This window comes from Kribbella albertanoniae (assembly GCF_004348455.1).
GTDB classification, from domain to species: domain Bacteria; phylum Actinomycetota; class Actinomycetes; order Propionibacteriales; family Kribbellaceae; genus Kribbella; species Kribbella albertanoniae.
Window position 1 is genome coordinate 1 of sequence record NZ_SMKA01000189.1, and the last position, 18397, is coordinate 18397.

Below are 18397 nucleotides of genomic sequence, written 5' to 3' on the forward strand. Positions count from 1 at the left end.
CTCCCACCCCGACGCCGACGGACACCCCCACCGGTACGCCGTGCACGGCCGACCCGACCAACCCCACCTGCACGCCAGGAGGCGGCTCACACGGGTAGGACCGCCCCGGATACCGTCAGGGCATGACCGTACTCAAGCTTGTCGGCACGGTGCTGCCGTCCGGTGAGCCGCAGGAGCTGTATCTCAGTGGTGGGCTGGTCGTCGACCGGCCCGCCACTGGCGATGTCACCACCGTGCACACCGGTGGCTGGATCATTCCGGGGCTCGTCGACGCGCACTGCCACATCGGGCTCGACACCCATGGTGGGGTCGACCGGGAGACCGCGGAGCTGCAGGCGGTCGCCGATCGGGATGCCGGGGCGCTGCTGGTGCGCGATGCCGGTTCGCCGACCGATACCCGCTGGATCGACGACCGCCCGGATCTGCCGAAGATCATCCGGGCCGGCCGGCACATCGCCCGCTCGAAGCGCTACATCCGGAACTACGGCTGGGAGATCGAGCCTGCCGAGCTGGTCGCGTACGTCGAGCAGGAGGCCCTCCGCAGCGATGGCTGGGTGAAGCTGGTCGGCGACTGGATCGACCGCGACGCGGGTGACCTGACCCCGTGCTGGCCGGCCGAGGCGCTGAACGCGGCCATCGCCCGCGCCCACGAGCTCGGCGCCCGGGTCACCGCGCACGTCTTCGGTGAGCACGCGCTGCCCGACCTACTCGCCGCCGGGATCGACTGCATCGAGCACGGCACCGGTGTCGAGGCGGACATGCTGGCGCTGATGGCCGAGCGCCAGGTGGCCGTCGTACCGACGCTGATTCAGCTGGAGAACTTCCCGGAGTACGCCGAACAGGCGGCCGGCAAGTTCCCCCTCTACTCGGCGCACATGACCGACCTGTACGAGCGGCGGCTGCACCGGCTGCGGGACGCGTTCGAGGGGGGTGTCCCCGTGTACGCCGGAACCGACGCGGGCGGGGTGCTCGGACACGGACTGATCGCCCGGGAGGTCCAGTCGCTGACCGAGATCGGGATGTCGGGGGAGCAGGCCCTTGCTGCCGGGTCCTGGGCGGCGCGCGAGTGGCTCGGCGCACCGAGCACGCTGCAGCCGGGGGATCCGGCCGACCTGGTGGTCTACGACGACGACCCGAGAGTGAACCCGGCCGTCCTGTCGCACCCGAAGATGATCGTTCTGCGTGGCAGAATCGCGTAATAACGCGAATTCATGGCGTGACGGGAAAAAGTTCACCCAACTACTGGCATTGGCGGAAGGTTTTCGCCTAGCGTGAGGCCTCCGGGACCACCGACGCCCCTCGATGGACCGACCTAGGGAAGGAACCGCCCCATGGGGAAAACCGCCCGAGTACCCGTGCCCAAACTCTCCGCCCTGCTGGCCGCGGCGGCCGCCGGTGCGCTCGCGCTGAGCGCCCTGCCGAGCAACGCCGCGCAGCCGACCCAGTCCACCGCTGCCTCCGCCGGCCCGGTCGACATCTCGACCGCGTTCACCTCCGCGTCCGCGAAGTACGACGTACCGCGGGAGGTCCTGGTCGCGGTCGGGTACGCGGAGTCGCACCTGGACGGCCATGACGGCAAGCCGAGCCAGGCGAACGGCTACGGCCTGATGCACCTGGTCAGCAACAACAAGAACCCGACGATGTCCGAGGCAACCAAGCTGACCGGACTGCCGGTCGAGCAGCTCGCCAAGGACATGCCGTCGAACATCGAAGGCGCCGCTGCCGTTCTCGACTCGTACGCCGACGCTTCCGGTCTGCAAGGTGATGCCCGCCGGGATGCCGGCCGCTGGTACGAGGTCGTCGCGAAGTACTCGCACTCCGCCGACGGACCGACCGCCCGCCTGTACACCGACGAGGTCTTCCGGATCATCGGCGCCGGCGTGCAGGCCGAAGGTGTGACGGTCGCGCCGAAGAAGGTCACCCCGCAGCTTGGCACGTACGCGAAGGTCGCCCCGCTCGGCACCCAGAGTGAGTCGTCGATCGAGGCCGTCGACTACCCGGGCGCGATCTGGAATCCGGCCACTCCCAGCAACTACACCGTCGGCCGGACCAAGGCGATCTCCTCGATCACCATCCACGTGACGCAGGGCTCGTACGCCGGGACCATCAGCTGGTTCAAGAACCCGGATGCCCAGGTCAGTGCGCACTACGTGATCCGGTCCAACGACGGCCAGGTCACCCAGATGGTGGCCGAGAAGGACAAGGCCTGGCACGTCGGCACCGAGAACGGCTACACGGTCGGCATCGAGCACGAGGGCTGGGTCAGCCAGCCGTCCTGGTTCACCGACGCGATGTACAAGTCGTCGGCGGCGCTGGTCCGCAACATCGCCGACCGGCGGGGCATCCCGAAGGACCGGGCCCACATCAAGGGCCACAGTGAGTACCCGAACCAGACGCACACCGACCCGGGCCCGAACTGGAACTGGACCTACTACATGCAGCTGGTGAACGGCGGCGACCCGAACCCGCCGACGTACAACTTCACCACCTACGGCAGCGGGGTCCGCGTCCGCGCGACACCCCGCCTGAACGGCACCATCCTCACCGAGCTCCCCGGCCCGACGCAGGTGTTCGTCACCTGCCAGACGCAGGGCGACACGGTCAACGCCGAAGGCAAGACCAACAACTGGTGGGCCAAACTGCGCGACCAGGGCGGCTACATGACGAACGTCTACATCGCTGCCGCGAACCCGAAACTCCCCGGCGTAGCGGACTGCTAGTCAGAGCCGTTTCGTCCACGCCAGCCAGCTGACGAGGACCGCCATCACCAGCCAGCCCGGCCAGCCCTGCAGACCCACCGTCATCGGGTCCAGGTCCTGGCCGGGCGCGCTGAGTTGCCACACCAGCCGAGTGGTCACGTTGCTGACCACAGCATGAGCCAGTACGGCGGGCAGCACGGAGCCGGACCGCAGTCGCAGCCAGCTGAAGATCGGCAGCACCAGCAGACAAGCGATCACGAAGCTCCCCACCGAGGCGAGCATCGAGTGCCCCGGGTACTGGCCGCCCATCAGCAGCGTCGGCAGATGCCACAGCGCCATCAGTACACCGGTCCGCACGTACGCCGGCAGTAGCCCGTAGCGCCGCATCCGGGGCAGCAGGTACCCCTGCCAGCCCAGCTCCTCGCCGTAGAAGAACGGCAGCGTCACCACGACATGGAGCGCTGTCGCCCCGACCCAGCCGAGCATCTGAAGCCCGAAGAGCCTGCTCAGGTCGAACTCGTACCCACCGGCGAGCCAGGCGACCACCAGCGAGGCCAAGGTGAGCCCCAGCGGTACGGCGACCGCGAGTGCGCAGTCCGCGAGTCCCTTGCGCCACGGTCTCGGCAGCACGAGTCCGAGCGCGGCCCGGAGGTCGGGCACCTTCACGACGTAGCGCAGCACGAACACTGCGGCCAGCGCGGGCGTCAGCATGGCCGCGAGGACGCACACCGTCTCGAACATGGCCATCTGCGGCCGGGTGTCCGTGCGTTTGAACCCGCTCAGCAGCAGCGGCGACATGGCCAGCCACATCCCGCCGAACGCGAGTACGAGGTAGATGGGCAGATCGGCTCTAGTGCGGCGGTCAACGCGAGTCGTCGTCATACAGATCGACGCTAGGAGCGCTGAGGCGCCGTGACGATCCAGCGGACAGGTGTGTGAAGAGTAGAGCCTGCTGTACCGACCTGCCCGCCAGTCATGCCGCATGATCGGGGTATGACGTGGACAAAGCGGCTGGCACGCGGGGGACCGGCAAGTGGATACCTGATGGTCCGGTACCTCAAGTTTCTGGTGCTGTTCGCAGCCACCCCGATCAGTCTGTTGGTGGGCTGGCTGATTCCCGGCGTGACGGCTGGACTGGTCAAGCTGGCGAACAGTGAGCTCGAACGAGCCAGCCGGTACGTCGGTGCGTCCGACGCACCGCAGTTGCCCGCGGCAGCCCCCCGTGGTTCGGCCGATGTGGTGACCCTGCTGCAGGACAAGTCGTTCAAGCGCAGCCTCTGGCTCTACCTGGGCTGCGCGGCGGCCGTCCCGGAGCTGTTCATAGCGGTGAGCGCGATCTTCGCCGTACCGGCTGCTGTGCTGACCGCAGTGCTGTGGCCGCTCGACCCGGGCAATTTCACGATGATGGGTGTGCCGGTCAACAGCTGGTGGGACATTGCCTGGCTCGCTCCGCTACAGGTGGCGGTTGGGTTCGGACTGCTGGGCTGGGTAGCGCCAGCGGTGGCGCGTGGTCATGCCAACGCGACTAGGAAGCTCCTGGCGCCCAGTGCGGACCAGCTAGAGACCGAGCGGCTCAGTCGGCGTGTGGAGGAGCTGACTCGCACCAGGGCCGGTGCGGTGGACTCTCACGGCGCTGAGCTGCGTCGGATCGAGCGGGACCTGCACGACGGGACCCAGGCCCAGTTGGTGTCGCTGGCGATGCGCATCGGCGTTGCCAAGCAGGTGATGGCCGATGACCCCGAGAAGGCGGCCAAACTGCTCGACGATGCACGTGATGGTGCCGAACAAGCCATGCACGAGCTACGCGGCGTACTGCGCACTATGTACCCGCCCATCCTTCAGGACCGCGGTCTGGCCGGTGCGATCTCCGCACTGTGCGCTCGCTGCCCACTGCCGGTAGAGCTGCGGATGGGTGAGCTCGGCCAAGTGCCGGCCGCGGTGGAGGCCGCTGCGTACTTCGTCGTGGCAGAGTCCCTCACCAACGTCACCAAGCACTCCGCCGCCGGACGCGTCGATCTCCTGATGGAACGGCGTGGCCCCGAGCTCTACCTGGAGATCACCGACGACGGCATCGGTGGCGCGCGCATCAACGAGCAGTCCGACCTGCTGGGCCGGGGGAGTGGCCTGCATGGCATGCTCCACCGTGTGCAAGCGATCGACGGCCACCTGGAACTGCGGAGCCCGATCGGCGGACCCACGACGATCGAGGTCATCCTTCCGTGCGAGTGATCATCCTTGAGGACAACCCGATCCTGGCCGAGGGGCTCGGTCTGCTTCTGAGCAATTCCGGGTTCGAGGTGGCCGCGGTCGCCGCTGATGCCGACGGCTTCGCGCAGGCGATGACCGAGCACGAGGTGGATATCGCGGTCGTCGATGTCCGGCTGCCACCGACCTTCACCGACGAGGGGTTGCGGGCCGCGATCGAGGCGCGCCGGATCCGGCCAGGCCTGCCGGTGCTGGTTTTTTCGCAGTACGTCGAAGAAATCTACGCGGCCGAACTGCTCGCGGCCGGCAGTGAGGGTGTCGGCTACCTGCTGAAGGATCGGGTCTCCCGCGTCGACGAGTTCCTCGAGGCGGTACGGCGGGTCGCGGCCGGCGGCACTGTGCTGGACCCGGAAGTCGTCAGCCAGCTGATGGTGAAGAAGAGCAATCCGCTCGACCGCTTGACACCGCGCGAGCGTGAAGTGCTTGCCCTGATGGCCGAAGGCCTGGGCAACACCGAGATCGGAGCGAAGCTCGTGATCTCCGAAGGTGCTGTGCACAAACACGTTGGAAACGTTTTCCTCAAACTGGACCTGCCGCCGTCCGATTCCGGACATCGCCGTGTGCTGGCGGTTCTGGCCTACTTGGGACTCTGACCCGCGCGGTCTTGACGATCGCTGCGGCGTACGCCACTCTCAGTCCAGAGAGCGCTCTCACACCCACCGAAACCGCCCCTAGGTGAGGAGTGATCCATGAAGGTTCTGTTGGCTGCCGTACTCGTCGTGAGTGCCGTCGGCATCCCCGGCCAGGCCGTTGCCGCAGGCATCGATCAGCCGTTGACCGTATCCGGTCAGGCTGCCGCGATGCAGAAGGACTTCGGTCTGACCGAGCAGCAGATGAACGCCCGGCTGAAGTCCGAGACCGATGCCGCCAAGCTACTACCGGTTGCCCAGAAGGCGGCCGGCCCCGAGTACGGCGGTGCCTGGTACGACGCCGCCCGCCAGAAACTGGTCGTCGGGCTGGCCGGTTCGAGCCGGGCGAACGCCGTACGGGCGACTGGTGTCGAAACGGTCGCGGTACCGAAGGCGGCCGCCGTACTGGACAAGCAGAAGAACGCCGTCGACAAGCTGGCTGGGAAGTCCGTGCCGGCTGCTGTGAGTGGCTGGGCAGCTGACGCGAAGACTGGCAGCGTCGTCGTCAATGTCCAAGCAGGTAAGCGTTCTCCGGCCGTCGACGCGTTCGTGGCCAAGGTCGCCAAGGCCGGCGCGGTGACGGTTCGCGAGGTCGCGGCGCAGGCGCCGCAGACGTTCGCGGCCGGCACAGTCGGCGGCGACCCGTACTACGTCAGCAACATCCGCTGCTCGATCGGCTTCTCCGTGCACGGCGGTTACGTCACCGCCGGACACTGCGGCCGCGGTGGTGTGGTCCGTGGCTGGGACGGTTCGAATCAGGGCGAGTTCCGCGGCTGGTCGTTCCCCGGCAACGACTATGCCTGGGTGCAGACCGGCTACGGCTGGTGGACTGTGCCCGTCGTCCTCGGTTGGGGCCAGACCAGCGACTCGCTCGTCCGCGGGTCCTGGGAAGCACCGGTCGGTTCGTCGATCTGCCGGAGCGGCTCGACCACGCATTGGCGCTGTGGCGCCGTATTGGCCAAGAACGAAACGGTGAACTACGGCAACGGTCAGCTGTTCTACGGAGCAACGAAGACCAGCGTCTGCGCCGAGGGTGGCGACTCCGGCGGCTCGTTCATCACCGGTGACCAGGCACAGGGCGTCACCTCCGGCGGCTGGGGCAACTGCAGCAGCGGCGGCGAGACCTGGTTCCAGCCGGTGAACGAGATTCTCCAGGCCTACGGTCTGACGCTGCACACCGCCTAAAAGGCAGATGCCCCGGATCCCCTGCGCAACAGGGGATCCGGGGCACCAAGCTGTCAGGCGGTCTTGTCGGGCACCGGCTCCAGCGAGGGCTTGGCCTCGTCCTTGCCGCTCAGCGAGTCGATCAGCTGCTTGGCGAGCGCGAAGCCCGAACCACCCATGGTGATCGTCTTCACCAAGGTGTCCTCGATGCCCTGGGCACCGTTCAGCACGACCATGTTGCCGACCTTCTCGAACGAGCTCGCCGCGGCGCGGACGATCTCCGGGTAGGCCTCGGCCAGCTGCTGGGCGACGACGGCGTCGGTGTTCGTGGCCAGGGCCTCGGCGCGGGCCTTGATACCGGCCGCCTCGGCCATCGCCTTCGCCTGGACGGCGGCCGCCTCGGCCTTACCGTTCAGCTCGGTCGCCTTCGCCTGGGCCTCACCGCGCAGCGTGACCTCGCGGGCGTTCGCCTCGGCGGAGGCGATCTGCGCGTCGCGGGCCGCGTTGGCCAGCGTGCGCTGCTTGTAGGCCTCGGCGTCGGCCGGCTTCAGCACCGACGACTCCAGCTGCTTCTCGGCCAGGGACGCGTTCAGCTTGGCGGTCTCGGTCTCGGCGACGACAACCTGCTGGCGGGCCAGCGCCTCGGCCAGCGGGCCGGACTGCGACGCCTTCGAGTTCGCCTGGTCGACCTCGGCCTGGTAACCGGCCTGGGCGATCGAGCTCTGCCGTACGGCGGCCGCCTTCGCGGCGTTGGCGACCTGCTCGCGCTCAGTGGCTTCGCGGTCCCGCTCGGCCTGCGCGATCCGGGCCGCGGCCTCGACGGCGGCGGCCTGCGGACGGCCGAGGTTGCGGATGTAGCCGGACTCGTCGTCGATCTTCTGGATCAACCGAAACCCCCTCCTGACCAGCGGAGAGTGACGGCCCCTCCGGCAGGAGGGGACAGGATCGGCACAGAGCGTTACTTCGGGACTTGAGGGACGCCCCCGTGTTCCCGTGGTGTTCCCACCGGAAAATCCGTGGGCGCACCCGGCGTGTCGGCGCGCTGGCGCGCCTTGCGGGCGGCCCATCGCAGCGCGTCCGCCCAGTGGTCTAGGTCGTACCGGTGCCGTGTCCCGCCGTGCATTTTCCAGCGGTTGTCCCGCAGTCGGATGGCCTCGCCGTCGAGCCAGTCCGCGAACTCGCTCAGGTCACTCGTCACGGCCGACCAGGCTTTCCGCCAGCGCCAGGGCGACACGGGTCCGCGCCCGCTCGACCGCCTCCAGCGCGTCAGCCTCGGCCGGTGAGACCTGCGCCCCAGACGCGCCGCGCTGGTACAGCAGTCGCGTCCGTACGCGCATCGCCCAGCGCCGCGCCTCCGGCGTGTCCAGGTAGTCCATCGAAGTCATCTCCGGTCCAATCGTGGCATCGGCCGCAATAGCCGAATTCGATGTCTCTCGGGTGGTAGCTGGTGTGGTCGCAGCGAGGGCACGTGAAGCGCAGGAAGGCGTTCCGCTCGGTCATCGCCTCTCCTGCAACAGCTTCCCGGCGCACATCGTGCACAGGGTGCCGTCCTCGCTGGTTGGCTGCATGCCGCGCAGCACCAGGCCGCACCGGCTGTGGATGGTCCACCCCCACGGGTCGAGCACCCAATCGTGAGTAGGGCCGGGCAGGTGGGGGTCCTGGCAATGGAACCGGCCGCCCTGCCCCGTGTACCACTGGGTTGTCACGGCTCATCCTTCTGACGCGCTTCCGCGCCGCAGTGCTCGCACACCAGCCACAGATGCATGCGGGCGGCAACCTTCGGCTGTACCCCCGCGATGCTGTAGGTGCCGGGCTCGCGTACTTCCATGCGCTGTTCGATCCGCAGCGTGCCGCGCTTGGCGCAGATCGGGCACGGCACGTTGGGCCGGTAGGTCTCGTACTCGGTCATAGCCTCTCGATTTCTTGCCAGTCGCCCATCTTGGTTTCGACCTCACGCACCATCAGCCGCGCACCGAAGGCCGCGAAGAACTGGGCCTCATGCAGCGATCCGCAGGCAACCAAATCCTTCTGGCCGGGCGGTATGAATCCGTACTGGTAGGTCAGCGAGACGCGCCTCTTGTAGGTGCTGCGCGCTCGGGCGGTCATGACCGTGGCCCGAACGGGTTGGCGATCAGGAAGACGCCGCCGCCGCAGTCGCGGTCGTCCGGCATCTCGAACCCGCAGTGATTGCAGGACAGCCAGTTGTCGGACAGCTTGTACTTGGCGCGCTGCCACTCCAGGTCGGCGGCTTGCAGCACGTCCTCATCGACCATGCCGTCCCAGCGGTGCTCGTGGGTCATCGGCATGTGGCAGTTGGGGCACCACTTCAGCAGGTCAGCCATCCTTGACCCCGCGCGTGCGGACTTCCATTGCCAGCGTCACGATGGTGTGGTCTCCGACCACCCAGCCGTACTGCTCGTCGTGGGTGTACCCGAGGGCTTCGGCGAGGATGTCGCACGCTTCGTTCATCTCGATCATCAGCTTGCGCTCGCGGTCGGTCAGTCGGTCCCTGTGGGCCTCGCGGTCGGCCGCGATCCGCTCGCGCACCTCCGCGACGGTGAAGCCCTCATTGAGCTGCTTGATGGCGTTCCACACCTCCTGCGGTGTGGGGTCCGGCAGTCCTGGTGTCGCGTACAGGCGCGTCTCGTCGTCGCTCATCGGGCCATCACTCGCAGCAGTCGGCGCAGCCCGTGGCGCGCCCTGGTGCGCCAGGACGGCACCGTGTGGCGGGGTGGCGGTGGCACGAGCCGCAGCCACCGTTCGTGCTCCGTGGCGTGGGTCGGGTGGAACCGTCGCCGGGTCATTTGGTTGCCTCGCTCTCCTAGGCGGATCGGTAGCGGGCGGGTTGCGTGATGGCCAACCCGCCCGCTCCCCCGATACGTGCTGCCCCTAGGGCTGACGCCGGAATGCCGAACTGAGGGAGGGATGTCAGCACTCCGGCGTCAGCGGTCTATGGGGCTCCCTTCGGCAGGCCGTCCTCCCACGGCCGGCCTGGGTACTGCGGTACTGCGGTACTGCGTGATGGTGTGTTTGGTGCAGAGGGGCGTAGAGGGTGAAGCTCACCGGCCTTCTTCAGTGAGCCTGTCGCGCCGCATGGATTCGCGAAGGGCTTCGATGTCCTCGCCTTGGAAGCGAATCCGCCTACCGGTCTCCCAGTAGCGGATCTTGCCCTGGCGTGCCCAACGCAGCAGGGTCTTCGGCGAGATGCCCAGTATCGCGGCTGCCTCACGGCTTGTGTGGGGCCTGCGTGCGTACTCCACAGGGTGCATGTAGGACCGGAGTTGGTCGTTCAGAACCCTGATGAGGTCGGAGTCCACACGCTGGCCGAGTCGCAGAACTAGGACAGTGCTTCCGTCACCTTCCTGGTCCAGCGCGACTCGGCGTGCCATGTCTCTTCGCCCGCGTACTCGCACTCAACTTGTCACCTCCGTTCCCCGTCAACCCGACATCCCAGGTGTCCTGGGCTACCGATGTTGAACGTTGCAATTGAGGACCGACCGTAATGCGGACGCAAGGTTCTTCGCCACCCCAGACCCATGCAACTAGGTGAAAAAAGCAAGAAAGTCGGGGACTTACGGGACAAAACGGTTGCCAACGATCCACCATGCGCGAGGTTACGGCTCCGGCCGTATCAATCTCGGCACGGGGCGTCGTAACCGTGCCAATGGGTGTTGTTTGGGGTCCCGAGGGACACGCCCCTTGCGGTGAGTAGCCATTGCCAGTTTTTGTTGCCCAAGGCAAGGCGACACACCGAAGGGAGCGCAAGTTGTCCATGGCAACCGATCGGCTACTGACCCCCACCGAGACCGCCGCACGGCTCCGGATTTCCAACCGTGGCCTCCTCCGTCTCCGCCTGGAGGGCCGCATCGGGTACACCCCGATCGGCACCGGCGAGAACCCCCGCGTCTACTACACCGAGGACGACATCGAGGAGTTCATCCGCAACGAGCGGCGAGCCCCGAAGGCCGCCAAGACCCCGCGCCGGAAGGCGTCGTGACGGCGTACCAGACGCTTCCGCCCACCACCCCCCACACAGTTGCTTGGCACAAGCAAAGGTCTCAGGGGATCGGCGGATCGGATGCGTCCGCCATCCTCGGCCTGAACCCGTATGAGTCCGCCTACTCGATCTGGCAGCGCAAGACCGGCAAGCTGCCGCCCGAGCCCGATGGCTACGAGGTGAACGAGGCGGCCTACTGGGGAACCAAGCTGGAGGACATCCTCGCCGAGGAGCTGGAGAACCGGCTCGCGATCGAGGGCGACACCTACCTGACCCTACGGCCGGCCGCGGGAACGCTTCAGTCCATTGAGCGCCCCTGGCAACTAGCCAACCTGGACCGGCTGGCCTACGACTACGAGGGCGACCGTGGCCCGTTCGAGGCCGTCGACCCCGAGATCGAGCCGGTAGCCGTTGCCGAGATCAAGACCGTTGGTCTGCGCCTGGCCAACGACTGGGCCGAGCCCGATGGCATCGGCAAGCACGCGCTGATCCAGGGCGTGCACTACATGGCTGTCACCGGCCTGCCGGTCGTGTACTTCGGCTGCCTGGTGGGCGGCCAGAACTTCCGCTGGCGAGCACTCGACCGTGACGAGCGGCTTGAGGAGCACCTGCTCGAACGAGAGGCCGAGTTCTGGGACCTGGTGCAGCGGGACACCCCGCCACCCGTCGATGGGTCCGACGCAACTCGTGAAGCCTTGAACAAGCTATACCCGGAGGCCCGAGCGGAGACCACCGTCGACCTGGGTATGGATGCCGCTGGACTTGTGGCCCAGCGCAACAAGCTATCCGAGGAACTGGCGTACTTCGAGACCCAGCGCCAGGCCGTCGACAACGCCCTCAAGGACATCTTGGGGGACCACGAGGTTGGCCTCCTGCACGGCCAACCGGCAGTCCGCTGGACCAACGTCGCGGGCCGCCGATCCATCAACTCCAAGGCACTGCGCGCGGATCACCCGGACCTTGCCGACAACTACACCATCACCGGCAAGCCGACCCGCCGCTTTGCCGTCGTCTAGAAGGGAGCACCATTCGTGGCTACTGCTGACTCAGTCCGTGAGGAACTGGCCAGAAGCAAGGAAGTCGAGCGGACGCAGCCGAAGGCGAGCAACGCCGACAACGTGATCGGACTCATCAACCGATCGCTGCCGGAGATCGCCAAGGCCCTGCCCGGCCATGTGAAGCCCGAGCGGATCGCACGCATCGCCACCACGGCGGTCCGTGTGACACCGAAGCTGGCTGACTGCACACAGGCGTCATTCCTCGGCGCACTACTCACCGCCGCACAGCTCGGCCTGGAGCCGAACACCCCGACCGGTGAGGCGTACCTGCTGCCGTTCGGACGCAACGTGCAGTTGATCATCGGCTACCGCGGATACATCAAGTTGGCCAACCAGTCCGGCCAGGTTCGCAACATCATGGCGATGACGGTCTACGAGAACGACCACTTCGACTACAAGTACGGGTCCAACCCGTTTCTCGAGCACACCCCGACCCTCGGTCAGGACCCCGGCCCGGTGAAGTGCTGGTACGCCTGCGCCACCTTCACCAACGGCGGCACCAACTTCGTGGTGCTCGACAAGTTCAAGGTGGAGGGCTACCGCGCCCGCGCCCGGTCCAAGGACGACGGCCCGTGGGTCACCGACTACGACGCCATGGCGCGCAAGACCTGCATCCGCCGCCTGGCGCCCTACCTGCCCATGTCGGTCGAGCTGGCCCAGGCCATGCAGGTGGACGAGGAGGTCACCGCGTTCACGCCGGGGGTCTCTGACCCCGAGGTGCTGGCGACCCTGGCCGGTGTCGACACCGGCACTGGTGAGGTCCAGCAGTGAAGGGCGGCGACGTTGTGGCCGTCGCCTGGTTCATCTTCTGCGGCCTGCTCGCGGTGGCCTGGATCGGCGTACTGATCTGGCTCGTCGTGACCGTCATCGGCTGGATCGGGAGGAACTGACCATGAGCACCGGCATCACTGTGCACATGCCCGCGAGGGACCAGAAGGACGGACTGACGCTGGATGAACTGGCGCGGTTCGTGGAGCACTGCAAGACGGCCGGCGTGAAGCCGGAGGCACACATCACCGCCAACGTTTCGTGGCGCTCGGCGGTCCGAGAGATTGGAATTCGCCTGTGAGGATTCAGGTTCTGGAGCTGCCGCTCGACCGGTCGCCCGAGACCACGGACACCCCGTTCGCGCTGGTCATCGACCGCTGTCCGCTGAGTGAGGTGGAGTACCAGACCACCGGCCTGAATGACTTCGCTCGCGCGGTCGGTGCGCGCGGCCTGCTGGTGACTGCCGATGAGGTGGAACTGTGACCGCGCCGCAGCCGAACAACTACGTGGACGCCTCGGTCTACCTCCAGGTCGAACCCGAGTTCGTCGGGTCGTCCGTCCGGTCGGCGCGCGTCGTCCGGGCCGGTCAGCGGCGGCCGATCTCGCCCGTCGCCGGGACGTACATGGTGCGGTTGGTCCTGCGCATCCCGAAGGCCGCGCTGTCGCCCCTGTGGGCCGGTGTGGTGGAGGTCCCGGCCGGTGCTGGTGAGCCTGTCCTCGCGGAGGTGGCCGAGCCGTGAGCCCGTACCCCTTCGATGACCCCGACCACGACAACGGCCAGATGGCAGCGGGCCTGATCCTCGCGTCGCTGCTGTGCTCGGCGCGGCAACTGGCCAGCGTGCGGGCCGTGACCGATGCCAAGGGCAACCCAACCAACCAGGTCGATGTCACCTTCCCCGGCCTCGCGTCGGAGTACCGGCTCACCGTCGAGCGCGTGCCATGACCCGGAGTCGGCGCAGGCGACGGTTCTACGAGTCGCTGGTCCGCGAGCGGTTCCAGCCACCGCGCCCGCGCCGACACCCGCACGAGCCGGATGACAGCCCCGCCGAGGTGGCGCGGCGTCTCCGAGAACTGAGAGAGGCGGTCGGCGGCGATGAGGAGGACTGATGCCACGACAGGGCAAGCGGTACATCTGCGTGGACCTGGATTTCTTCGAGGATGCCGAGGACATGGGGCTTACCCACAAGGCGCAGCTACTTTTCCTCAGGTGCCTCACAGAGGCGTACAAACGCCAAACCGACGGCCAAGTAACGCGCAAGCACCTCGCAAGGTGCGGCGGAACCGCCTATGGAAAGCCGCTCCAAGCGTTGCTGTCGGTTGGCCTCCTGGTGGAGAAGGACCGCGATGTGTTCTGGATCCCCAGTTGGCCGAAGTGGTACGAGTCGATGGCGGACGTTTCCGCACGTCGCGCCGCAGATCGCCAGCGCAAGAGGGTCAAGCGCAACATCCCGCAGCACCTGTACCGAGTGCCGGACTGACTCCCTATTCCGCGCGGAACAGCTCCGGAACAGGGCTCTATTCCAACGCTATTCCAGATCACGTTCCGATGTATTCCGCTTCTAAGAAATAGAAATAGATAACCCCGGTTCCCTAGGCGGTACCCCCTACCCGCGCGCGCGGATTAGTTGAAGGAGGCAACTGTGGACGCTGTGGACAACCCTGTGGACATCCCGCTGCCGCTGGATGGTCTTCCACAGGTCGCACCGCGGAATCGGGTTGCCCCCGGCAACAGCCATCGCCGCCGCAAGCCGACCTACCGCCGACTCGATCGCGCGACCCATCGCTGCGACGACTGCATGGCCAACCACCGCACCGACCCGCATGCACCGCTGGCCCTGCCGGGCCGGTTCGAGCGCCGTCTCATCGGCCAGGGCGCGCGGTACCTGTGCTACGAGCACGTCCAGCACTGGCGCGAGTTCGACGCGATGCCGCCGCTGGAGGACCAGTGATCGCCGCCGCGCAGTTCGTTGTCGTGGGCAACCCCGAGCCGCAGGGCTCGACCCGCGCATTCGTGGTCAAGGGCCATGCCGTGACCACCTCGGCCAACAAGAACCTCAAGCCCTGGCGGACGCAGGTCACCGCCGCTGCCCGCAATGCCATGTTCGCCGCGCCCCGGTCGTTCCCCCTGCTCGGCGCGGTGACCGTGCATGCCGAATTCGCCATGCGCCGACCGAAGTCCGTTCGCCGTCGCTACCCGATCGTCAAGCCCGACCTGGACAAGTTGCAGCGCGCCATCGGGGACGCCCTGGTGGATGCGGGCCTGATCAAGGACGACTGCCAGATCGTTGGCTGGAGCCCGACCAAGCGCTACCAGGACGACCCCGAAATCAGTCTCCCTGGTCACCCCGGTGTGCGGGTGACCGTGTTCGCCTTGGAGGACAAGTGACCGACCCGCGAGAGGTCATCACCGTCAACAGTGTGAGCCTCGCCGAGCAGTGCCAGAACCACGCCGTACGGACAGCTGTCCAGCAGATCCGCGATGGGGTGCCGTCGCTTGCTCTGGGCACCCTTCTGCGATCGATCCGGACTTGCGCCAACCTGGACAACCGGCCGTTGTCGGCCGAGCGAGTCCAGGAGCGCGCCGACCAGCTCGTGCACCGCCTGGAGGTGTCGGCATGAGCTTCTGGCACTACACCTGCGACCACGGCCGGCGCTTGATCGGGGACGACGGCATGCTGCTGTCGCCCGGCGCGCAGAAGCCCGACCTGTGGCTCATGGAAGGCAACCGAGACCTCACGCTGATGTGGTCCCTGATCTGGATGACCGACCTGCCCGAGCCCTCGATTGATGCGCTCGGCCTGACCGCCCACACCATCACCTGCCACCGCTGGACACACCGCTACCGGATCACCGATGAGTCCTCGGTCATCCCGTACGCCGACATGGCCCACATGTTCGGCTTCCGCCACCAGATGGACCTACACCGCGAGGGCGCACAGCCCGAACACTGGTTCGTGTCGTTCACCCGCGTACCCGTCGTCTACGACCCCGTGGAGGTGATGGCATGACCGCCGCCGCGATCGCCGAGGCGCGCCGCTGCCGGTCCGCGCACTGCCATGGTCCGGACGGCCGGCCTCGCCACCTGGCAGACGAACGACTCGTCTGCCCAGGCTGCGCCGAGCGTGGCCGCGCCGACATCGCCGGACTCGCGCGCCGGTATGTCTCGCTGCGCATGTCGCTGCGCTACCGAGGCGGCCAGGGCGAGCGGATCAGCGGCCCCGGCTTCGGGTCCAACTCGCCGGTCAGGGACGCCGCGCTGTCGTGCATGGACGAGATGACCGCATGGGCCACCCTGACCGACCAGAAGGTGCGTGAGGCAATGAACTGGCGCGGTCGGCCGTACAACCTCATGCGGCCCGCTCAGGCGCTCGTAGCGGCCTCTCAGAGCCTGCTGACCGTCTGGCACCGCGCCCTGATCTACGAACCCGGCGTGACCGCCGTGGACGGCTCCCTGCGGCTGCGCGTGCGCGCTGACCAGATCCTCGGCTGGTCCAAGCTGGTCCACCGGCTGCCCGCGCCCTGCCCGTACTGCGACACCCTCACCCTGGTCCGCGACGACGGCCAGGACTACGTCCGGTGCACCTCCTGCCGCCGCGCCTGGCAGCAGTCCGAGTACCGGCTGTTCGTGCGGATGCTGGTCGAGGAGGCCGCTCGATGACCGACGAATGCCTGTGCCCCGATCCGTGGTGCCCCGAGCATGCCCGCTGCCGCTGTGGGAGCGATCTCATCATCGTGGAGGATGACCCGGCATTCTGCCCGGCCTGCGGCCACGACGTGATGCCTCGCGGTGCGTGCGGTCTGGCGGGTGAGTGATGGGACTCGTGACTGCCCAGCAGGCCGCCGCGCTGGTCAAGGTGAGCGTGAGCACCGTCAACTCCTGGAGGCAGCGCGGTCTACTCAAGCCGGTACGCCGAGCCGAGAACGCTCGCGGAAAGCCCTTCCTGTACCGGCCCATCGATGTGTTCGCCGCCGAGCGCGCCGCCAGGCGCAACGATCCAACGCGAAGGCGAGCGCGCCGACTTGCGGATGACCTGTCCCGTGCGTGAGGATGGCCTCAGTCTGGAACAACTGCACCCTCGTGATGGTGTGGTGCAGCATCCAGATAGAACGCCCCGCACGATTGCAGGCTCTCCGAAGAGTTGGTGCTCCCTTCGCTTCGCGGTCTCTCGTCGGGGCGTTCGCCTTTCCAGGACAACCCCGCCAGGCGTTGACCGCCTGGCCCGACGACGGCCCGCCCGTCGTTTCCCACTGACTCGGTTGCGGGGTGATGCCGCATGCCCGCGCGCGCCCCGCGACCGTGCAGTGTCCCCGGCTGCCCCGAGCTGGTCACCGACCGCACCGCGCAGTGCCTCAACCATCGTCGCCGCGCTGACCGGCAACGAATCAACCGCCCGTACGACCAAAGCGGCTGGCGCGCGCTGAGCATCGCGCGTCGGCGCAAGTACCCGCTGTGCGAGATGTGCGGCCGTCGCTGGTCGCGAGAGACCGACCACATCAACGGTGACGCCTCCGACAACCGCTGGGAGAACCTCCGCGCGTTGTGCGGGCTGTGCCACCGCCGCCGTACCGCCCAGGACCAGCCCGGAGGGAGTGCCGCAGACCATGGCTGACTTCACAACCGCCCGCGCCATCTGCGCCGACTGCCAGCACTACCTGTGGTTCGATGACTCGCTCGACCTTCGCTCCGACGAAGACGGATGGGTCGATGAAGCCAACCGCCCGACCTGCCACTACCGCGAGGACATCGGCCATGTGCCCGTGCCGCTCGGCTCGGAGTTGCCCGAGGCAACCCCCGCTGACCTGACCTCGGCATCCCCCATGCCGTCCCCCCAGTCAGCGGGGGTGCTGTTCTCGTGAGCGTTGCCGTGAGCACCCATGTGTATACCCGGTTCGCGAACCCGTACCTCCGCTGCGGCCTGTGTCACAAGGGCGTGGGCGGCTACCACGACGAGCAGATCTGCGGTACGCCGCACGAACCCTGTCCCGCGGACTGGTACCTGTCGCCGTGCGGGCACAAGGCACTTGCCGTGAGCAAGTGCCGGACCTGGTCGCCGGTCGATGGTTGCACCTGCCGTAGGCGCTGCTCGTGACCGTCCTGTGCCGCTACTGCGGAACCCTGCTCCACCCGGTCATCATGGCCGAGGGCCACGAAAACCACCCGACCTGTGGACCCGAATTCCGGCGCCTGGATGCCGCCGACAAAGCGCGCCGCCGAGTGGTCACAGCTACGGCCGGCGCTCGGCCGGTGGCGGCGTGCGGTTCGGAGGTGCCGTCCGTTGCCACCGGCCCCGAGATCAACATTGGTCGCAACCATCCGCAGTCCTCGCACACCATGGCGCGGTTGCTCAAGGGCATCCGGCTCGACATCCTCCGCGCCCTGCGGGCGCATGGACCGCTCACCGACTACGAGCTGGAGAACATGTTGCGGCGATCCCACCAGAGCATCAGCGGTGGCCGTAGGCGCTGCGCGATCGATGCCCTCGTGGAGGACACCGGCAAGCGTCGTCAGAACCGCTTCGGCAACAGCGTCATCGTGTGGACCATCACGCCACGCGGCATCGCTGCATCGGGAGGCTGAGCATGTGCGAGATGTGCGATTGGGTCGATGAGTCGCCGGTCTGGATCGGCACACAGCGCTACCCCGCCGAGGACGTACCGTCCCGCTCCGACCTGGCCGAGGAGGAGCGCTGATGTTCACGCAACTGGACCTGGTCGTCTGGCTGCTCGTGGTGGACCTGATACTCACGCTGCTCGTGCTGGTGAGGCGTCGATGAGGACCACCCCCGAATGGGACCTACCCCTCGCACAGACCCACCC

Annotated in this window: 33 protein-coding genes; 24 read left to right on the forward strand and 9 right to left on the reverse strand. The window is 67.4% G+C overall.

The window, feature by feature from the left end:
* Window positions 1–122: 122 nt before the first annotated feature.
* Window positions 123–1199, forward strand: coding sequence for an amidohydrolase family protein (locus tag E1261_RS30675; RefSeq protein ID WP_132412702.1), 1077 nt, complete (start codon window positions 123–125; stop codon window positions 1197–1199).
* A gap of 132 nt (window positions 1200–1331) precedes the next feature.
* Window positions 1332–2720: an N-acetylmuramoyl-L-alanine amidase gene (locus E1261_RS30680; RefSeq protein WP_132412704.1), complete on the forward strand. Its 1389-nt coding sequence runs from the start codon at window positions 1332–1334 to the stop codon at window positions 2718–2720.
* On the opposite strand, the gene E1261_RS30685 is transcribed toward E1261_RS30680, so the two are convergent.
* Window positions 2721–3581, reverse strand: a complete 861-nt coding sequence (locus tag E1261_RS30685; RefSeq protein ID WP_202875175.1) for a CPBP family intramembrane glutamic endopeptidase — start codon at window positions 3579–3581, stop codon at window positions 2721–2723.
* 111 nt (window positions 3582–3692) lie between these two features.
* Between E1261_RS30685 and E1261_RS30690 the strand changes: the two genes are divergently transcribed.
* From E1261_RS30690 to E1261_RS30700, 3 genes are all read left to right on the forward strand, one after another.
* On the forward strand, window positions 3693–4928 hold the full coding sequence (locus E1261_RS30690; RefSeq protein ID WP_132412706.1) for a sensor histidine kinase: 1236 nt from the start codon (window positions 3693–3695) through the stop codon (window positions 4926–4928).
* A complete protein-coding gene (locus tag E1261_RS30695) occupies window positions 4919–5557 on the forward strand; it encodes a LuxR C-terminal-related transcriptional regulator (RefSeq protein WP_132412708.1) in 639 nt (212 codons plus the stop codon). The genes E1261_RS30690 and E1261_RS30695 overlap by 10 nt, the downstream gene beginning before the upstream one ends.
* A gap of 96 nt (window positions 5558–5653) precedes the next feature.
* Window positions 5654–6778, forward strand: coding sequence for a S1 family peptidase (locus tag E1261_RS30700; RefSeq protein WP_132412710.1), 1125 nt, complete (start codon window positions 5654–5656; stop codon window positions 6776–6778).
* A 53-nt stretch (window positions 6779–6831) separates the two neighbouring features.
* Here the strand turns inward: E1261_RS30700 and E1261_RS30705 are convergent, their stop codons facing one another.
* From E1261_RS30705 to E1261_RS47170, 8 genes are all read right to left on the reverse strand, one after another.
* A complete protein-coding gene (locus E1261_RS30705) occupies window positions 6832–7644 on the reverse strand; it encodes a flotillin domain-containing protein (protein WP_238176535.1) in 813 nt (270 codons plus the stop codon).
* Between the two features lie 300 nt (window positions 7645–7944).
* The gene (locus E1261_RS30710) at window positions 7945–8142 is read right to left on the reverse strand and encodes a hypothetical protein (protein WP_132412712.1); all 198 of its coding nucleotides are present in this window, start codon (window positions 8140–8142) and stop codon (window positions 7945–7947) included.
* 111 nt (window positions 8143–8253) lie between these two features.
* Window positions 8254–8463, reverse strand: coding sequence for a hypothetical protein (locus E1261_RS30715; RefSeq protein WP_132412714.1), 210 nt, complete (start codon window positions 8461–8463; stop codon window positions 8254–8256).
* Entirely contained in the window at window positions 8460–8666 is a 207-nt protein-coding gene (locus tag E1261_RS30720; RefSeq protein ID WP_132412716.1) for a hypothetical protein, read from the reverse strand. The genes E1261_RS30715 and E1261_RS30720 overlap by 4 nt, the downstream gene beginning before the upstream one ends.
* Window positions 8663–8863 carry a hypothetical protein gene (locus E1261_RS30725; protein WP_132412718.1) on the reverse strand — a complete coding sequence of 67 codons (201 nt, stop codon included), beginning with the start codon at window positions 8861–8863 and terminating at the stop codon, window positions 8663–8665. Before E1261_RS30725 ends, E1261_RS30720 begins: the two co-directional genes overlap by 4 nt.
* Entirely contained in the window at window positions 8860–9099 is a 240-nt protein-coding gene (locus E1261_RS30730) for a hypothetical protein (protein WP_132412720.1), read from the reverse strand. The genes E1261_RS30725 and E1261_RS30730 overlap by 4 nt, the downstream gene beginning before the upstream one ends.
* Complete coding sequence (locus E1261_RS30735) at window positions 9092–9514, reverse strand: hypothetical protein (RefSeq protein WP_132412722.1); 423 nt, start codon at window positions 9512–9514, stop codon at window positions 9092–9094. Before E1261_RS30735 ends, E1261_RS30730 begins: the two co-directional genes overlap by 8 nt.
* 302 nt (window positions 9515–9816) lie before the next feature.
* Window positions 9817–10146 carry a helix-turn-helix domain-containing protein gene (locus tag E1261_RS47170; protein ID WP_132412724.1) on the reverse strand — a complete coding sequence of 110 codons (330 nt, stop codon included), beginning with the start codon at window positions 10144–10146 and terminating at the stop codon, window positions 9817–9819.
* A 383-nt stretch (window positions 10147–10529) separates the two neighbouring features.
* Between E1261_RS47170 and E1261_RS30745 the strand changes: the two genes are divergently transcribed.
* The 19 genes from E1261_RS30745 (at window position 10530) to E1261_RS30825 (ending at window position 18158) form a co-directional block, all read left to right on the forward strand.
* Window positions 10530–10754 (forward strand): helix-turn-helix domain-containing protein, encoded by a 225-nt coding sequence (locus E1261_RS30745; RefSeq protein ID WP_132412726.1) that lies wholly within the window; start codon window positions 10530–10532, stop codon window positions 10752–10754.
* Window positions 10751–11770, forward strand: a complete 1020-nt coding sequence (locus E1261_RS30750) for a YqaJ viral recombinase family nuclease (RefSeq protein WP_132412728.1) — start codon at window positions 10751–10753, stop codon at window positions 11768–11770. Before E1261_RS30745 ends, E1261_RS30750 begins: the two co-directional genes overlap by 4 nt.
* Before the next feature lie 15 nt (window positions 11771–11785).
* A complete protein-coding gene (locus tag E1261_RS30755; protein ID WP_132412730.1) occupies window positions 11786–12583 on the forward strand; it encodes a recombinase RecT in 798 nt (265 codons plus the stop codon).
* The gene (locus E1261_RS46930; protein WP_272948620.1) at window positions 12580–12702 is read left to right on the forward strand and encodes a hypothetical protein; all 123 of its coding nucleotides are present in this window, start codon (window positions 12580–12582) and stop codon (window positions 12700–12702) included. The genes E1261_RS30755 and E1261_RS46930 overlap by 4 nt, the downstream gene beginning before the upstream one ends.
* A gap of 2 nt (window positions 12703–12704) precedes the next feature.
* Complete coding sequence (locus E1261_RS45480; protein WP_165952705.1) at window positions 12705–12881, forward strand: hypothetical protein; 177 nt, start codon at window positions 12705–12707, stop codon at window positions 12879–12881.
* Complete coding sequence (locus E1261_RS30760; protein ID WP_132412732.1) at window positions 12878–13063, forward strand: hypothetical protein; 186 nt, start codon at window positions 12878–12880, stop codon at window positions 13061–13063. The genes E1261_RS45480 and E1261_RS30760 overlap by 4 nt, the downstream gene beginning before the upstream one ends.
* Window positions 13060–13320, forward strand: coding sequence for a hypothetical protein (locus tag E1261_RS30765; RefSeq protein ID WP_132412734.1), 261 nt, complete (start codon window positions 13060–13062; stop codon window positions 13318–13320). The genes E1261_RS30760 and E1261_RS30765 overlap by 4 nt, the downstream gene beginning before the upstream one ends.
* Window positions 13317–13523, forward strand: a complete 207-nt coding sequence (locus E1261_RS30770; protein WP_132412736.1) for a hypothetical protein — start codon at window positions 13317–13319, stop codon at window positions 13521–13523. The genes E1261_RS30765 and E1261_RS30770 overlap by 4 nt, the downstream gene beginning before the upstream one ends.
* A 163-nt stretch (window positions 13524–13686) precedes the next feature.
* Window positions 13687–14058 carry a hypothetical protein gene (locus E1261_RS30775; protein WP_132412738.1) on the forward strand — a complete coding sequence of 124 codons (372 nt, stop codon included), beginning with the start codon at window positions 13687–13689 and terminating at the stop codon, window positions 14056–14058.
* A 162-nt stretch (window positions 14059–14220) separates the two neighbouring features.
* A complete protein-coding gene (locus tag E1261_RS30780; protein WP_132412740.1) occupies window positions 14221–14529 on the forward strand; it encodes a hypothetical protein in 309 nt (102 codons plus the stop codon).
* Window positions 14526–14966, forward strand: coding sequence for a RusA family crossover junction endodeoxyribonuclease (locus E1261_RS30785; RefSeq protein ID WP_132412742.1), 441 nt, complete (start codon window positions 14526–14528; stop codon window positions 14964–14966). The genes E1261_RS30780 and E1261_RS30785 overlap by 4 nt, the downstream gene beginning before the upstream one ends.
* Window positions 14963–15199 carry a hypothetical protein gene (locus E1261_RS30790; RefSeq protein ID WP_132412744.1) on the forward strand — a complete coding sequence of 79 codons (237 nt, stop codon included), beginning with the start codon at window positions 14963–14965 and terminating at the stop codon, window positions 15197–15199. Before E1261_RS30785 ends, E1261_RS30790 begins: the two co-directional genes overlap by 4 nt.
* Window positions 15196–15588 (forward strand): hypothetical protein, encoded by a 393-nt coding sequence (locus tag E1261_RS30795; RefSeq protein ID WP_132412746.1) that lies wholly within the window; start codon window positions 15196–15198, stop codon window positions 15586–15588. Before E1261_RS30790 ends, E1261_RS30795 begins: the two co-directional genes overlap by 4 nt.
* Window positions 15585–16238, forward strand: coding sequence for a hypothetical protein (locus E1261_RS30800; protein WP_132412748.1), 654 nt, complete (start codon window positions 15585–15587; stop codon window positions 16236–16238). Before E1261_RS30795 ends, E1261_RS30800 begins: the two co-directional genes overlap by 4 nt.
* A 154-nt stretch (window positions 16239–16392) precedes the next feature.
* The gene (locus E1261_RS30805; RefSeq protein WP_132412750.1) at window positions 16393–16626 is read left to right on the forward strand and encodes a helix-turn-helix domain-containing protein; all 234 of its coding nucleotides are present in this window, start codon (window positions 16393–16395) and stop codon (window positions 16624–16626) included.
* A gap of 228 nt (window positions 16627–16854) precedes the next feature.
* The gene (locus tag E1261_RS30810) at window positions 16855–17190 is read left to right on the forward strand and encodes an HNH endonuclease signature motif containing protein (protein ID WP_132412752.1); all 336 of its coding nucleotides are present in this window, start codon (window positions 16855–16857) and stop codon (window positions 17188–17190) included.
* On the forward strand, window positions 17183–17437 hold the full coding sequence (locus tag E1261_RS30815; protein WP_132412754.1) for a hypothetical protein: 255 nt from the start codon (window positions 17183–17185) through the stop codon (window positions 17435–17437). The genes E1261_RS30810 and E1261_RS30815 overlap by 8 nt, the downstream gene beginning before the upstream one ends.
* Entirely contained in the window at window positions 17434–17670 is a 237-nt protein-coding gene (locus tag E1261_RS30820; RefSeq protein WP_132412756.1) for a hypothetical protein, read from the forward strand. The genes E1261_RS30815 and E1261_RS30820 overlap by 4 nt, the downstream gene beginning before the upstream one ends.
* Window positions 17667–18158 carry a hypothetical protein gene (locus E1261_RS30825; protein ID WP_132412758.1) on the forward strand — a complete coding sequence of 164 codons (492 nt, stop codon included), beginning with the start codon at window positions 17667–17669 and terminating at the stop codon, window positions 18156–18158. Before E1261_RS30820 ends, E1261_RS30825 begins: the two co-directional genes overlap by 4 nt.
* Window positions 18159–18397 lie beyond the last annotated feature (239 nt).

Bases quoted from the DNA above. Each gene is read 5' to 3' on its own strand.
- E1261_RS30675 (WP_132412702.1), top strand. From the start codon at position 123: ATGACCGTACTCAAGCTTGTCGGCACGGTGCTGCCGTCCGGTGAGCCG.
- E1261_RS30680 (WP_132412704.1), top strand. From the start codon at position 1,332: ATGGGGAAAACCGCCCGAGTACCCGTGCCCAAACTCTCCGCCCTGCTG.
- E1261_RS30685 (WP_202875175.1), bottom strand. From the start codon at position 3,581: ATGACGACGACTCGCGTTGACCGCCGCACTAGAGCCGATCTGCCCATC.
- E1261_RS30690 (WP_132412706.1), top strand. From the start codon at position 3,693: ATGACGTGGACAAAGCGGCTGGCACGCGGGGGACCGGCAAGTGGATAC.
- E1261_RS30700 (WP_132412710.1), top strand. From the start codon at position 5,654: ATGAAGGTTCTGTTGGCTGCCGTACTCGTCGTGAGTGCCGTCGGCATC.
- E1261_RS30710 (WP_132412712.1), bottom strand. From the start codon at position 8,142: ATGACTTCGATGGACTACCTGGACACGCCGGAGGCGCGGCGCTGGGCG.
- E1261_RS30720 (WP_132412716.1), bottom strand. From the start codon at position 8,666: ATGACCGAGTACGAGACCTACCGGCCCAACGTGCCGTGCCCGATCTGC.
- E1261_RS30725 (WP_132412718.1), bottom strand. From the start codon at position 8,863: ATGACCGCCCGAGCGCGCAGCACCTACAAGAGGCGCGTCTCGCTGACC.
- E1261_RS30730 (WP_132412720.1), bottom strand. From the start codon at position 9,099: ATGGCTGACCTGCTGAAGTGGTGCCCCAACTGCCACATGCCGATGACC.
- E1261_RS47170 (WP_132412724.1), bottom strand. From the start codon at position 10,146: ATGGCACGCCGAGTCGCGCTGGACCAGGAAGGTGACGGAAGCACTGTC.
- E1261_RS30745 (WP_132412726.1), top strand. From the start codon at position 10,530: ATGGCAACCGATCGGCTACTGACCCCCACCGAGACCGCCGCACGGCTC.
- E1261_RS45480 (WP_165952705.1), top strand. From the start codon at position 12,705: ATGAGCACCGGCATCACTGTGCACATGCCCGCGAGGGACCAGAAGGAC.
- E1261_RS30775 (WP_132412738.1), top strand. From the start codon at position 13,687: ATGCCACGACAGGGCAAGCGGTACATCTGCGTGGACCTGGATTTCTTC.
- E1261_RS30795 (WP_132412746.1), top strand. From the start codon at position 15,196: ATGAGCTTCTGGCACTACACCTGCGACCACGGCCGGCGCTTGATCGGG.
- E1261_RS30800 (WP_132412748.1), top strand. From the start codon at position 15,585: ATGACCGCCGCCGCGATCGCCGAGGCGCGCCGCTGCCGGTCCGCGCAC.
- E1261_RS30805 (WP_132412750.1), top strand. From the start codon at position 16,393: ATGGGACTCGTGACTGCCCAGCAGGCCGCCGCGCTGGTCAAGGTGAGC.
- E1261_RS30810 (WP_132412752.1), top strand. From the start codon at position 16,855: ATGCCCGCGCGCGCCCCGCGACCGTGCAGTGTCCCCGGCTGCCCCGAG.
- E1261_RS30815 (WP_132412754.1), top strand. From the start codon at position 17,183: ATGGCTGACTTCACAACCGCCCGCGCCATCTGCGCCGACTGCCAGCAC.